The organism is Chryseobacterium sp. PTM-20240506, from assembly GCF_048296755.1.
GTDB classification, from domain to species: domain Bacteria; phylum Bacteroidota; class Bacteroidia; order Flavobacteriales; family Weeksellaceae; genus Chryseobacterium; species Chryseobacterium proteolyticum.
This window is the reverse complement of the sequence record NZ_CP182581.1, coordinates 1088426-1101576: the sequence shown is the minus strand read 5'-3', so window position 1 is coordinate 1101576 and position 13151 is coordinate 1088426. Positions and strand designations below refer to the sequence as shown.

15 protein-coding genes are annotated in these 13151 nt (G+C 35.4%); 9 read left to right on the top strand and 6 right to left on the bottom strand.

Going from position 1 to position 13151, the window contains the following annotated elements:
* Positions 1 to 27 precede the first annotated feature (27 nt).
* Entirely contained in the window at positions 28 to 543 is a 516-nt protein-coding gene (locus ACNFU2_RS04785; protein WP_418123945.1) for a DUF4920 domain-containing protein, read from the bottom strand.
* A gap of 144 nt (positions 544 to 687) precedes the next feature.
* Here ACNFU2_RS04785 and ACNFU2_RS04780 point away from each other — a divergent pair, with 144 nt between their 5' ends.
* The 3 genes from ACNFU2_RS04780 (at position 688) to ACNFU2_RS04770 (ending at position 4639) form a co-directional block, all read left to right on the top strand.
* Positions 688 to 2103 (top strand): APC family permease, encoded by a 1416-nt coding sequence (locus ACNFU2_RS04780; RefSeq protein ID WP_418123943.1) that lies wholly within the window; start codon positions 688 to 690, stop codon positions 2101 to 2103.
* Between the two features lie 190 nt (positions 2104 to 2293).
* A complete protein-coding gene (locus ACNFU2_RS04775; RefSeq protein ID WP_172278430.1) occupies positions 2294 to 2734 on the top strand; it encodes a GPW/gp25 family protein in 441 nt (146 codons plus the stop codon).
* 21 nt (positions 2735 to 2755) lie between these two features.
* The gene (locus ACNFU2_RS04770; RefSeq protein ID WP_172278428.1) at positions 2756 to 4639 is read left to right on the top strand and encodes a type VI secretion system baseplate subunit TssF; all 1884 of its coding nucleotides are present in this window, start codon (positions 2756 to 2758) and stop codon (positions 4637 to 4639) included.
* 51 nt (positions 4640 to 4690) lie between these two features.
* Here the strand turns inward: ACNFU2_RS04770 and ACNFU2_RS04765 are convergent, their stop codons facing one another.
* The 3 genes from ACNFU2_RS04765 to ACNFU2_RS04755 form a co-directional block, all read right to left on the bottom strand.
* Positions 4691 to 4990 (bottom strand): putative quinol monooxygenase, encoded by a 300-nt coding sequence (locus tag ACNFU2_RS04765; protein WP_273648173.1) that lies wholly within the window; start codon positions 4988 to 4990, stop codon positions 4691 to 4693.
* 19 nt (positions 4991 to 5009) lie between these two features.
* Positions 5010 to 5684, bottom strand: coding sequence for a type 1 glutamine amidotransferase domain-containing protein (locus ACNFU2_RS04760; protein ID WP_418123940.1), 675 nt, complete (start codon positions 5682 to 5684; stop codon positions 5010 to 5012).
* Positions 5685 to 5819: 135 nt separating this feature from the next.
* Positions 5820 to 6383: a Crp/Fnr family transcriptional regulator gene (locus tag ACNFU2_RS04755; RefSeq protein ID WP_418123938.1), complete on the bottom strand. Its 564-nt coding sequence runs from the start codon at positions 6381 to 6383 to the stop codon at positions 5820 to 5822.
* A gap of 155 nt (positions 6384 to 6538) precedes the next feature.
* Between ACNFU2_RS04755 and uvrA the strand changes: the two genes are divergently transcribed.
* From uvrA to ACNFU2_RS04740, 3 genes are all read left to right on the top strand, one after another.
* Complete coding sequence (uvrA, locus tag ACNFU2_RS04750) at positions 6539 to 9367, top strand: excinuclease ABC subunit UvrA (protein ID WP_418123936.1); 2829 nt, start codon at positions 6539 to 6541, stop codon at positions 9365 to 9367.
* A gap of 349 nt (positions 9368 to 9716) precedes the next feature.
* A complete protein-coding gene (locus ACNFU2_RS04745) occupies positions 9717 to 10112 on the top strand; it encodes a hypothetical protein (protein WP_172278418.1) in 396 nt (131 codons plus the stop codon).
* 125 nt (positions 10113 to 10237) lie between these two features.
* Positions 10238 to 10372 carry a bacteriocin-like protein gene (locus tag ACNFU2_RS04740; RefSeq protein WP_172278416.1) on the top strand — a complete coding sequence of 45 codons (135 nt, stop codon included), beginning with the start codon at positions 10238 to 10240 and terminating at the stop codon, positions 10370 to 10372.
* 33 nt (positions 10373 to 10405) lie between these two features.
* Here the strand turns inward: ACNFU2_RS04740 and ACNFU2_RS04735 are convergent, their stop codons facing one another.
* Positions 10406 to 10945 (bottom strand): hypothetical protein, encoded by a 540-nt coding sequence (locus tag ACNFU2_RS04735; RefSeq protein ID WP_172278414.1) that lies wholly within the window; start codon positions 10943 to 10945, stop codon positions 10406 to 10408.
* A gap of 143 nt (positions 10946 to 11088) precedes the next feature.
* On the opposite strand from ACNFU2_RS04735, the gene ACNFU2_RS04730 reads away from it, so the two are divergent.
* From ACNFU2_RS04730 to ACNFU2_RS04720, 3 genes are all read left to right on the top strand, one after another.
* Complete coding sequence (locus ACNFU2_RS04730) at positions 11089 to 11601, top strand: DUF421 domain-containing protein (RefSeq protein ID WP_172278412.1); 513 nt, start codon at positions 11089 to 11091, stop codon at positions 11599 to 11601.
* Positions 11602 to 11605: 4 nt separating this feature from the next.
* The gene (locus ACNFU2_RS04725; RefSeq protein WP_273648168.1) at positions 11606 to 12106 is read left to right on the top strand and encodes a GNAT family N-acetyltransferase; all 501 of its coding nucleotides are present in this window, start codon (positions 11606 to 11608) and stop codon (positions 12104 to 12106) included.
* Between the two features lie 134 nt (positions 12107 to 12240).
* Positions 12241 to 12480 (top strand): hypothetical protein, encoded by a 240-nt coding sequence (locus ACNFU2_RS04720; protein WP_172278408.1) that lies wholly within the window; start codon positions 12241 to 12243, stop codon positions 12478 to 12480.
* Positions 12481 to 12796: 316 nt separating this feature from the next.
* Here ACNFU2_RS04720 and ACNFU2_RS04715 read toward each other — a convergent pair whose 3' ends face one another.
* Complete coding sequence (locus ACNFU2_RS04715; RefSeq protein WP_172278406.1) at positions 12797 to 13111, bottom strand: DUF4286 family protein; 315 nt, start codon at positions 13109 to 13111, stop codon at positions 12797 to 12799.
* Between the last annotated feature and the right edge of the window lie 40 nt (positions 13112 to 13151).

Below are 13151 nucleotides of genomic sequence, written 5' to 3'. Positions count from 1 at the left end.
TTGTTTTATCAGATGAGGTTTGCAGGATTAATTAACAACTTTGATTCCATTAGCTACAAATCTCACTTCCTCTTTTGGTTTTGTGATAGCATCAATCTCTGATTGTGGTTTTTTAGCATCTTCAGCATAATGCTTTTGTTCATCTACAGAGATTACTTTTCTTTCGGCATTTCCTTCCAAAACAACGTTTTTCCCTTTCAGAGCAGTAGGAACGAAGAATGCATAATCTTTCATTTTTACAAAGAACTGAGAATTATCTTCAGTCTGAATAGTTAGCCAGCATCCTTTTTTCTCACATACATCGGTTACCTTTCCTTTGATGGCTACATTCTCAAGTTTTTTATTTTCTTTTTTCAGTTTTTTACCAAGTTTTTCAACCGTAATCGCCTTAGATTCTACTGATGAGTCAACACCAGCACCATAAGTATCTCCCACGATAGCATTTCCTGCCGGCGGAGCGAACTTTTTCTGTGATGTCTCCTGAGCGAATGCTACAGCAGAAGTAGTGATTGCAACCGCAAGTAATATGGATTTGAATTTCATTTTTAATATTTTTTTCAAAAATAACAATAAAAATTGAATTAATAAGTTAGATATACTTGATAAAAAATAGGTGTATTTGTAATTTTTGCATAAAATTCAAAATCAGAAACTTATTTGTTTATATTTGGAAATTCTAAATAATCTATGCAGAAAAAATTAAAACTTTGGGATGCCATTATGTTGGTAATGGGTTCTATGATTGGGAGTGGAATCTTTATTGTAAGTGCCGATATGATGCGGAATCTGGGATCCGGATACTGGTTGATCGTAGTATGGGTTATTACAGGAATAATGACAGTGGCAGCAGCAATAAGCTATGGGGAACTGTCTGCATTGTTTCCTAAAGCAGGAGGGCAATATACTTACCTTAAGGAGATTTTCGGTAAAAAGATGGGGTTTCTATATGGCTGGGGGCTTTTTACGGTTATTCAGACGGGTACTATTGCTGCCGTTGCAATGGCTTTCGGTAAATTTACTGCTTACCTGATTCCAGCACTTAATGATGCTGAAGCAATTTTCCAGAGTGGCGAGTTTAAGATAACGTGGATCCAGATATTAGCAATTGCCGTTATTCTTCTTCTTACATACATCAACACAAGAGGAGTAGAAAGCGGGAAGATTTTACAGAATATCTTTACAGGCTCTAAAATTATAGCATTAATAGGTCTTATTGCAGCCGGATTTATTTTAGTTGATGTTTCCCATCTTTCTGAAAATTTTGGATTTGGTTATGACTCATTTAACAATCTGAAAAAAGATATTAGCGGAAATTTTCTTAAACATGGATGGGAGCCTATTGGAGGAATGACCTTACTTGGAGGTATTGCCGCAGCTATGGTAGGTTCCGTTTTCAGTTCCGTAGCCTGGGAGAGTGTTACTTTTGTATCCGGCGAAATTGATAATCCTAAAAAAAATGTGGTTAAGGCAATGATCTATGGTACTTCTGCCGTAATGCTTCTGTATATAGCAGTAAATTATGTATACCTTAATGCTTTGGACCGGGATTCCATTGCTTTCGCGGCTAATGACAGAGTAGCGGTAGCTGCTTCGCATCATATATTTGGAAGTGCGGGAACAATTATTATTGCTTTACTGGTCATGATTTCTACTTTTGGATGTAATAACGGACTGATCCTCGCAGGAGCCAGGGTTTTCCAGACAATGGCGAAAGATGGTATGTTTTTCCAGTCGGCAGAAAAAAACAATAAAAATGCAGTTCCCGGAAATGCACTTTGGATGCAGGGAATCTGGGCTTCTTTATTATGCCTGAGCGGACAGTATGGAAATTTACTGGATATGATTTCTTTTGTGATTGTTTTATTCTATATGATTACTGTTTTTGGTGTAATTTATTTAAGATTTAAACAGCCTAATCTTGAGAGACCTTATAAAACCTGGTTATATCCTGTTACTCCTCTTATTTATTTATTAATAGGAACCGGATTTTGTATTTTACTATTGATCTATAAGCAACAATATACCTGGCCGGGGTTTATAATGGTGATATTAGGGCTTCCTGTCTATTATTTTATCAACAGGAACAAAAAAACAGATCAGTAGTACGATCTATTTGCTAAATAAAAAACATCCAGGCAACGGGAGGTAAAAAATAGTTTACGGCTTTCAAGATACTTTGAAAGCCGTAATTTTTAAATGATATTTTTATTTCTTATTATTTCCTGAAAATGTTTAAATTGGTATTTTGTTTTATGCGAATGAAATAATACTGTCAAAACAAAAAAGTTGATATATGGACACACCAAATTACAGAATGCCTTTTGTTCCGTCAACACTAATGTCCGAAGGAGGAAGTATTGATACCTGCGACATGGGAGAGAGTATAGCCCATAACATTATGTTGCTGATAACCACTAAAAAAGGAGAAAACAGATATGATGAAAATTACGGAAATGATGTTTGGAACCTTGAATTCGATAATGGAGTTACAAGCGCTGTTTGGGAGAATATATTCATTAAAAGTCTAAAAAGACAGATACAGGAATATGAACCAAGAATTGTTCAGCCACAGATTGACGCCCACATACAAATTGTAGAACATAGCTACGATACCAAAGAGCATACGGAAATAAAGAAAAAAGTAAAGATTGCCATTAATGCCAAAATGGAGGCAACCGGTGAGCGGTTTAGCTTTTCTACAGAACTGTTCCTGAGCCCTATGTCTATTGATTAATGCTTATTGTAATTGAAATTTATGAATCTAGATCAAAATATATATTCCAAAGAATCTGTAAAGGCAAGAATGCTTCAAAACGCAACGAAAGTATGGGGATTGAAAAGTCCACAATCTTTGGACCCGTTTGTGAAATTACTGATAGATGCCTTCAGTACTGAAATTTTTAAAGCAAATAATGAAATACAGACCGTAAATGCCCGTATTTTAGAGAAACTGGCAAAATTACTGACTCCTTCTATTTATACACATCCAATTCCGTCGCATGCTATTGCCTTTACTCAACCTTCAGAATCTTCAGAAGTATTGCTTGAGCATACGGAGTTTTTCTTTAGAAAGCAGATGACCTCTACGGTTAAATCAGAATCGGATAAACAGGTTAACATTCCTTTTACGCCAATCGGTAATGTAAGAATCAATAGAATTCAAACTTCTATTATGTTTGTAGGGAATACATGCTATAGTATCGATGACCGACTGAATAAAATACCTATTTCAAGATTTCAGGGAAAACCGGAAGATTACCGTAAGGTAACCATTGGAGTGGATGTCTCTAAGTACGTAAGTGAGAATTTTCCTAAATATTTAAGTATATTTTGTTCCAATCCTGCCTTTGAACATCTGGACTTTGTTTATAAGCTATTGCCTTATCTTACGGTTACAAGTGATGGTAATCCATTATTTGTGAGGGAAGGCTTATCATATCTTAAAAATGCACAGGCAGAAGGATATGAACAAATGTTCCGTGAACAATCGATCAGGACAAAAACAATCGAAGATATTAAAAGCATCTACCATCACAAATTCATTGAAATAACGGGATTATCAAACAGCTTGTTTTCGGAAGCCGGTAAACTCCCACAGAATCTGAATTTTCTTGAAGGAAGAGAAGAGATAGAAAAATATATTGATGGAAAACAATATCTATGGCTGACTTTTGAATTTCCGCCACAGTTTTCTTCAGAAATTCTGGATAATTTCTCATTTGTTTTCAATGCTTTTCCTATTTATAACAGAGGATGGAAAAAAACAGAATACAGCCTTGATATCATGGGAAATAATATTCCTTTGGTAACAGATGAGGGAGAACATTTCTTATATGTTGATGAGGTACAGGATGGAGAGGGAAGGAGATATACGGAAATTCCTTTTACTCCGACCGACGACCTTAAAAAAGGACTTTATACGGTAAGAAAAGGAGGAATGGAACGCTTTACCAACAGAAATGCAGTCGATATGATTGCCAATGTTCTGGAACTCACAAGAGACGAGATTGCAGCATTTTCACTTTTAAACAGGGACAATGTAAAAGGGATGTTGAGCGAGATGTCTGATAAAATGAAATCAATGGTACAAAAGGTTAATAATGCTAAAAGAAGTATCAAGCAGGAACTGAATTATGTTATTATGGAACCTGTTGAAAAGACCGATCATACATATGCATCCTTTTGGATTACTCATTGTACTCTGGCCAATCATATGCGTCCGGGAACCGAATTATCCAATCAGCTGAAATCACAGTCTTTAGTGCTTCTTACAGAAACAATTGGAGGAGCTGAAGAACAAAAAGGGACAGACAGTATTCAGGCCTATAAATATGCACTTACAACCCGCGATAAGATAATCTCATTGGAAGATGTGAAAAATTATTGCAGAATGGTACTTAAAGATGAACTGAAAGAGGTAAGGGTGAGAAGGGGAACTATGATCAGTAATAAGCCTAAGGAAGGTTTTGTACGAACAGTAGAGATTGAAATTATCCCTCAGAATTATTCTTTTTACGGAAGAGCGTATTGGGAGAATATGTCCAACATGCTTCGGAACCAGATCATTTCTAAAGCAATAGATGGTATAGAATATATTGTCAGTATCAGTAACGAAGATGTTGACTTTTTTGAAAACTAAATTAAAATTCCGGAAAAACATAATTTCCGGAATTTTAATTTTATAAGGGCATCATACAATTTTATCCATAAGGATCACTTCTCTGCTTTCGAGTAAAGGAACAATTTGTTCCAACACCAATTTCTTAAAATATTCAGAATTACGATGTATCTCTACAGCCTCTGAATCTTTGTATCCTTCAAATAAAATCAATGTATTCTTATCCGATTGACTCTGATGGAGTTTATAAAATAAATTTCCATCTTCCCGGGAGCTTTGTTCAGCAACTTCTTTCATCATATTCAATACGGTAGGTAATTCTCCCTCTTTTACCTGCCACCTCGCATATACATAAACTTCTTTCTGGCTCATTTTTTTAGATTTAATTAGATTATGTAGCTTCTAAAGCAACAACTATTTTTTCACCCACTCCTTTTGCGGAGGCAGGGTTTTGTCCTGTAATCAGATTCCCATCAGCAATGCTGTTGGCTGACCATGGTTGTGCTGCGTGGAAAATAGCGCCTTGTTCCGTTAAAGCAGATTGAAGATCAAAGGGAACATCTTTTCTCGCATAGTTGTCTTCTTCTTCTGTGGTAAAGGATGTAATATTTTTTCCGGCTACCAAATAGCTTCCATCGCTTAATTGTACGTTGAGAAGAGATACAGGACCATGACATACGGCCCCTACAATACCATTTTTTTCATATATCTCAGCTATAAATTTCTTGAGAAGAGGTGCTTCCGGCATGTCTACCATTGGTGCTAAACCACCGGGTATGAACACAGCATCATATTCATTACTATTAAAACCGGATAACGAAGCTGCTTTTTGCATATCTGACCATCCGGTACCTGTAAGGAATTTTAAATTATCAGGATCATCAGCTAAATTTAAGGCATCTAAAAATGGTGTCTCTCCTGTCAGACTGGCAAAATCAATCTGATAACCGGCTTTAAAAAATTCTGCATACGGATGTGCTACTTCCGGAAGGAAAGTTCCTGTTCTTCTATTTTCCGGCCCGATTGAGCTGGCATTGGACACAATGATTAATACTTTTGGTTTCATGACTTGAATTATTTGTTATTTTGCTTCGTCGGAATTCTTCCGATTGATATAGCAAATTTATGGTGATAAGGCATGCTAAAAGAAGGATCGGAGTCACAAAAAAAGTGTGATTTCGATCACACTCAGTACTTGTTATCATTTGGTATACAATCTGCTTAGAGTCTCCCTGCTTACGCCCAGATATTCCGCAACATATTTTTTCGGGATCTGGAGGATAAGATCCGGGTATAATCTTGAGAATTCTTCATATCGCTGTTGAGGTGTACTGGATAATAGTAATGTAATCCTTTGCTGTAAGGCAATATATCCATTGGTAAGTTTTACTCTGAAGAAATGTTCCATTTTATGAAATTCAGCCGCTAGTTTCTCTCTTCCTTCAAGGGTCAGGCATACCACTTCACCCTCTTTCAGGCATTCCACAAACATAGTTGCATTGTTTTGCTTAAAAAAACCGATGTAATCGGTCATCCACCAGTTCTTTTTGGCAAACTGTACAATATGTTCTTTTCCATTTTCATCGATGTAAAAAACTTTATAAATTCCATCTAAAGCCAGGAATTCAAATTTTACTTCATCACTTTCGTGAAGCAGAAATTGATTCTTACGGACTTTCCTGAGTGTAAAAAATGGTTTGATATATTCGAATTCTTCATCAGTAAGGGACGTTATCTCTTCAATATGGTCGCGTAGTCTTTGCATTGATTAGTTAGGGTTAAAGCAATGTAAATTTAAACTTTAAAAAAACAAAAACAGGACTTTTAGAGTTAATTAATCTAACACTTTTTAACATAAAAAATTCCATAAAATTCCGTAATTTTGCACATTGTGATTTTCAGGTAAAGTCACGCCAAATTATGAGTAAATCAACAGAATATATAGAAATTTACGGCGCACGCGAGCACAACCTTAAAAATATCAATGTCAAAATTCCACGCAATGAATTAGTGGTTATTACGGGGCTTTCCGGTAGTGGAAAATCTTCATTGGCTTTTGATACCATTTTTGCAGAAGGCCAGCGTCGCTATATAGAAACATTTTCTGCTTATGCACGACAATTTTTGGGAGGATTGGAACGTCCTGATGTCGATAAGATAGAAGGATTATCTCCCGTAATTGCTATCGAGCAGAAAACAACAAATAAAAACCCACGATCTACGGTAGGAACGGTTACGGAATTGTATGATTTCCTTCGTCTGTTATATGCAAGGGTTTCTGACGCCTATTCCCTTTCTACAGGAAAAAAATTGGTTAACTATACGGAAGACCAGATTCTTGAAACTATTAAAGAAAACTATAAAGGGGAAAAGATCATGCTTATGGCCCCTGTAGTACGTTCAAGAAAAGGGCATTATCATGAGCTTTTCGTACAGATGGCGAAAAAAGGGTATGGGCAGGCAAGAATTGATGGTGAACTACAGGATATTGAATATGATCTAAAGCTTGATCGTTATAAGACACACGATATTGATATCGTTATTGACCGTTGGATCATTGGAGAAAATGCATCTGAAAGCAGAATGGAGAAGTCACTCAGAACTGCTATGGAGATGGGAGAGGGAATTATCGGAATTCAAAAATTAGGAAGTACGGAAATTGAGTACTTTTCAAAAAACTTAATGGATGCAGAAACAGGACATTCATTAGCATTGCCGGAACCCAACACATTCTCCTTCAACTCGCCGAAAGGAAGCTGCCCGGACTGTAAAGGTCTTGGTACTATTAAAAAGATTAATACGGATTATTTTGTGGAAAACCCTAAATTATCCATTAATCAGGGAGGTCTGTTGCCTTTAGAAGATATTAAATCGAATAAATGGATTTTAGCACAGATTAAAAATATCCTGGAGATATTTGGTTTAGGTCTTACAACTCCCATGAAGGATATTCCTGAAGAAGCTTTGGAATATATATATTATGGATGTCATAAAGAATTTAACAAAGACCTTAAATATGCAGGGATCACTAAAAAGATAAAGATTAATTTTGATGGATTGATTCCTTTTATGGAAGAAATTATTGATGAGAAGGAATCTTATGAAGGGGTTTTATTGGAAAGACATTTTACTACAGAGGAAACATGTCCTGAATGTAACGGAACCCGCCTGCAGCCATCAAGTCTGAGCTTTAAAATTGATGGTAAAAATATTGCTGAGGTTAATGGATTGAGTTTGGCTGATCTGAAAGATTGGCTCCATGATGTTAAAGATAAATTCTCAGAAAAAAATAAAATTATTGCTTACGAAATCTTAAAAGAAATCGAAACCAGGCTTCAGTTCTTGCTGGATGTAGGATTAGACTATTTAAGCTTAAGCAGAAGCTCAAAAACGCTTTCAGGGGGAGAATCCCAAAGGATACGTCTGGCTACACAGATCGGTTCTCAATTGGTTAATGTTCTTTATATCCTGGATGAACCCAGTATCGGACTTCACCAAAGGGATAATGAGAGGCTGATCAATTCATTGAAGAACCTGAGAGATATCGGAAACTCTGTTTTAGTGGTAGAGCACGATAAAGATATGATCCTTGAAGCGGATGAGGTTCTGGATATTGGTCCTAGGGCCGGGAAGTTTGGAGGTGAAATTCTATGGCAGGGAAAACCTAAAGATCTTTTGAAAGCCGACACTATCACAGCGGATTACATTAATGGGAAAAGAAAAATCGAAATACCAGCCGAAAGAAGATCTGGAAATGGTAAGAGCATCGTTTTAAAAGGAGCTACAGGAAACAACCTTAAAAATGTAAATCTCAATATTCCTTTAGGAAAGCTTGTGGTGGTAACAGGAATTTCGGGAAGTGGTAAGTCTTCTCTGATTAACGGAACATTATATCCTATATTGAACAAGCATTTTTACAGAGCGGTTCAGGAACCTTTGCCATACAAAAAAATAGAAGGGCTTGAGAATATTGATAAAATAGTAGATGTAGATCAAGCTCCGATTGGAAGGACTCCGAGATCCAATCCAGCAACTTATACTGGAATGTTTACTGATATCAGAAACCTTTTTGCAGAGCTTCCGGAAAGTAAGATTCGCGGTTACAAGCCGGGAAGATTTTCTTTCAATGTAAAAGGTGGAAGATGTGAAACATGTCAGGGAGGTGGATTGAAAGTAATTGAAATGAACTTTCTTCCGGATGTGTATGTACACTGTGAAACATGTAATGGGAAAAGATTCAACAGGGAAACCCTTGAAGTCCGTTATAAAGGTAAATCAATTTCTGATGTACTGGATATGACAATTGATGAAGCAGTAGAGTTTTTCCAACCTATTCCTAAGATCTACAGTAAAGTTAAAACTTTACAGGATGTAGGTTTAGGGTATATTACAATGGGACAGCAATCAACTACACTATCAGGAGGAGAAGCCCAGCGTATTAAACTGGCTACTGAGCTTGCCAAAAGGCAAACCGGAAATACACTCTATATTCTTGATGAGCCTACCACGGGTCTGCACTTTGAAGATGTTAAAATTTTGATGGATGCGATCAATCAATTGGTAGAACTCGGAAATTCATTCATTATTATTGAACACAATATGGATGTAATCAAATTGGCCGACCATATTATTGATGTGGGACCTGAAGGAGGAAAGCATGGCGGACAGATTGTTGCCCAGGGAACTCCGGAAGAAATCGTGAAGTCTAAGAAAAGTTTGACCGGTAAATTTCTGAAAAAAGAACTATAGGTATCCAATATTTATACTTCATTGGAATAGATATTTTAATTACGGAATTCATTTTATAAAGAGAGGATAGTGTACTATCCTCTTTTTTATTCCTAAATCTAAAAGATTCTTGATTATCAAAGCCAATTGGATAGGAAAGATTTCGATAAAATAGGGTATAAAAAGGTGGTTTTCTCAACTCCAATATTAAATTTTCACATGATTAATCTATTTAAATATCTGTTATTTAGTGTTTTATGTTTTAATATTAACTGAATGTTAATTAAATATGAACTGAATATGAATTATTTTTAATAACTTAGAGTAGCAATTATAAATGGAATATTACAATATTTAAAATCAATTAGTTATGAAAAATAAAATTCAAATAGGTGCCCTATTCCTGTCCATTATAGGATTTGTTTCATTGAGTACTTTAAAAGCACAGACTACAGATGGTAATGTCATTCCTGAAATTCAGCTGAGCAAAAATGATACGTTCAATAAAATACGAAAAGAGCTTATCAATAATTTCGACTTTACTAATTATGAATATAAACAAGGTGTTGTGAATTCAGAAGTGAAATTTGATATTACAGAAAATGGAAAAATTGTGAATGTACACTCAACAGGTGATTGCAAGAACGTAAGTAAAGAGATTGAAAATGTTTTAACGAATCTGAAAATAAATCGTAAAGATTTTAATAACAACATTATTGCTTATACCTATGTAATGCCTGTAACAGTTGAGATTGATAACAGGTAATAAATCTTTTCATAAAAGAAGTTTTGATAGTTTTTAAGTGTAAATAGTGAAAATTTTCTGCAAAAAACTGTAATAAATTAATTTGTTCTTCGTTTTAAATTTACCAAACATTAAAATTAAAAAGTATGAGAAATTTAAAGAAACTTAACAAGGAAGAATTAAAATCAGTGTATGGTGGAGAACCTAAAAAATACTGCGTATACTGTGAAAGATTGAATAAGACAGTATGTAGCGAAGTTCCAATCGCTCAGTGTCCTTAAAATAAAAAAAAGCTGCTTGACGAAGCAGCTTTTTTATTTGTTATAGCACAGGGCCTTTTTTGTTTCAATAATAAAAGCCTTGAGTTGCTCTTTGAGGGTAGACCTTTGAGTAAAAATGATATTGTCAATTTTCCAGCCCTTATCATTGATCAGTTGAATTGTATTTTCCCAAACCAGAGTAGGATATATTTTATCGTCTGCTTTATATTCACTGATTTCCATTTCCACGATGGCTTCTGCTGTATTTCCGGTTACATTTATGCTTTTTATTTTTTGATTTGTAGCATCAGGTACTCCTGTGAAAATAAAGCTTTCTACTGCTGCAGGTTTATCAGTGGGATAGTTGCTGTTTTTTATTCTTTGGGCATCCGCATCAGCTATCCTGTTTGCTTGATCAAGTATATTTTTTAGATCAGGAGAAAAAAGTTCCTTTGAAGAAGTAGAATTGGACGGTGAAGTGTATTTATAGAGTTGGTCGATTTTAGCTGTTATTTCCTTTTCATTGCTGCTTTTGCTTGTTACACAGCTGTTAAAAAGTAGCAGTAGAGATAGGAAAAAAAGCAGTCGTTTCATAATATTGTGTTTGATGCTAACAGATGCTCAAACTTTATGCCAATCTTTTATAATTTTTCATAATTGAATTTGATAGGACTCTATTAAAAAATACTCATCAGAATCATAAAAATTTATACATTTGATAGATATAAATATAATTGGTGAATCCTATCCTAGATGTTGTAGTCCGTTCGCTTTGCGTATACCTGTTTATGGTCGTAGCGATCCGTCTGTTCGGCAAAAATCAGCTATCTCAGCTTAACGCGGGAGACGTAGTCTTGTTATTATTAATCTCCAATGCAGTGCAAAATGCAATGGTGGGTCAGGATACTTCCTTGCAGGGTGGTCTCATTGCTGCACTTGTTCTTTTTGCCGCCAATTTTATACTAAAAAGATTAATGTTTTCTAACCGTTCTTTTGAAACGTTTATGGAAGAAAATCCTGTAATCCTGGTAAAGGATGGTAAGATCGATGAAAAAGCTTTAAATACAGTAAAAATTACCAAAGATGAGCTGGAGGAAGCGATCAGGGAGCATGGAGTAGAAAGAATAGAAGATGTAAGGTTATCGATTCTGGAAGTGGATGGGAATATCAGTGTTGTTTCGGAAGATAACCAGACAAAGCAGACTCATTATTCGAGGATAAAAAGAAAAAATAAAAGAAAATATCAGTAATAAAATGAACTACGAGATCAGAGAAATGCTTCCCAGTGACGAAGTACGTGTATTAGAAATATTTCAACAGGGAATTGATGGTGGGATTGCCACTTTTGAGACAGAGGCTCCTAACAGAGAAGTTTGGAATACGGAATTTTTCAATGATTGCAGGTGGATATTGGAGAATGAAAATAATGAAGTAGTCGGATGGGCGGCTTTGAAGCCTGTGAGTAAAAGAGAATGTTTTAAAGGTGTTGCTGAGGTGAGTATTTATTTTGATAATCAGTACCAGGGAAAAGGGCTGGGATCTGTGCTGCTTAAAAAGATGATTCTGGATAGTGAATATCATGGATTCTGGACTTTACAGTCTAATATATTTCCGGAAAATGAAGCTTCTATAAAATTTCATCAGAAGAATGGATTCAGAACAGTGGGAGTTCGTAAAAAAGTGGGAAAGCTCAATGGAGAGTGGAAAGATCTTGTCATGCTTGAAAAGAGAAGTGAGACAGTTGGGTTTGATTAGGCAGTGTCCGCTTTAAAAAACGGCAACGCATTCCTAAACTTTAACTTTGTCCTCTAACCTCTAACCTCTAACTTCTTTTTGCTTTTGGCATCAACCTTGTTTATATACATTTCGAAATTCGAAACAATGAAAATATGAACGGTTTGATAAAAATGCTAGGTGTGGTTTCTTTGACTTTAATGCTAAGTAGCTGTACAGTGCAGGAATACCACCATGGAAGGAGAGGATTACCTCCGGGCCAAGCTAAGAAAGTGTATGGCGGAAGTGCAAGATACTATGCACCGGGCCAGGTTAAAAAAAGAGTGTACTATTACGAATATGATGATGATAGAGGACGAGGACACAAGAAACATAAAAAACATCACAGAGATTAACATCTCTTGAAAAATTAAAACCCTGGAAAAGCAGGGTTTTTAATTTATAAGGTGTTTTAGAATTTATTATGTATAAAGTAAATATCTGGCATCCAGATTGTTGTTGTTATGGTAATCATAAAAAGAAAAAATATGAAAACCCTGACTAAAACTATCGGCATACTGGCGTTGGTTTTCCTGCTTACTTCTTGTCTGCATCATCCACCTCCACCGCCAAGACCACATGGACCTCCGCATCATTCGAGGTAATGAAAGAGATTTATAATTAATTTTTAATACAACAAATAAGCTCTGAAATCTCAGAGCTTTTTTATGATTACATTCTTGTTTTTTTAGGGTTCAAGAAAGTATTGAATATCATGACCTCTTGCCCGAACTGTTTTTCAACTCTTTCTCTAATGTTTAAGAGCTCACTCTCGATAAAATCTGTCCGAAGCTCATCATTATCAAAGATCAGCAAGAGATTATAATTCTTCCCTTCGTCGATATAATCACTTTCGATCTCAGAAAGAATATATTTGTTTACATCCATTAGATTTTCAGTCATTAAAACCAATGTCTCATCCATATAATTTTCCCACTCTTCAAGATTATTTTTTGTGCAATGGAAAGTTATACTTAATAGGCTCATATTTTAAGAATTTTTAAGATTTTGTGGATAAATTCTACCA

Bases quoted from the DNA above. Each gene is read 5' to 3' on its own strand.
- ACNFU2_RS04785 (WP_418123945.1), bottom strand. From the start codon at position 543: ATGAAATTCAAATCCATATTACTTGCGGTTGCAATCACTACTTCTGCT.
- ACNFU2_RS04780 (WP_418123943.1), top strand. From the start codon at position 688: ATGCAGAAAAAATTAAAACTTTGGGATGCCATTATGTTGGTAATGGGT.
- ACNFU2_RS04775 (WP_172278430.1), top strand. From the start codon at position 2,294: ATGGACACACCAAATTACAGAATGCCTTTTGTTCCGTCAACACTAATG.
- ACNFU2_RS04770 (WP_172278428.1), top strand. From the start codon at position 2,756: ATGAATCTAGATCAAAATATATATTCCAAAGAATCTGTAAAGGCAAGA.
- ACNFU2_RS04765 (WP_273648173.1), bottom strand. From the start codon at position 4,990: ATGAGCCAGAAAGAAGTTTATGTATATGCGAGGTGGCAGGTAAAAGAG.
- ACNFU2_RS04760 (WP_418123940.1), bottom strand. From the start codon at position 5,684: ATGAAACCAAAAGTATTAATCATTGTGTCCAATGCCAGCTCAATCGGG.
- ACNFU2_RS04755 (WP_418123938.1), bottom strand. From the start codon at position 6,383: ATGCAAAGACTACGCGACCATATTGAAGAGATAACGTCCCTTACTGAT.
- uvrA (WP_418123936.1), top strand. From the start codon at position 6,539: ATGAGTAAATCAACAGAATATATAGAAATTTACGGCGCACGCGAGCAC.
- ACNFU2_RS04745 (WP_172278418.1), top strand. From the start codon at position 9,717: ATGAAAAATAAAATTCAAATAGGTGCCCTATTCCTGTCCATTATAGGA.
- ACNFU2_RS04740 (WP_172278416.1), top strand. From the start codon at position 10,238: ATGAGAAATTTAAAGAAACTTAACAAGGAAGAATTAAAATCAGTGTAT.
- ACNFU2_RS04735 (WP_172278414.1), bottom strand. From the start codon at position 10,945: ATGAAACGACTGCTTTTTTTCCTATCTCTACTGCTACTTTTTAACAGC.
- ACNFU2_RS04725 (WP_273648168.1), top strand. From the start codon at position 11,606: ATGAACTACGAGATCAGAGAAATGCTTCCCAGTGACGAAGTACGTGTA.
- ACNFU2_RS04720 (WP_172278408.1), top strand. From the start codon at position 12,241: ATGAACGGTTTGATAAAAATGCTAGGTGTGGTTTCTTTGACTTTAATG.
- ACNFU2_RS04715 (WP_172278406.1), bottom strand. From the start codon at position 13,111: ATGAGCCTATTAAGTATAACTTTCCATTGCACAAAAAATAATCTTGAA.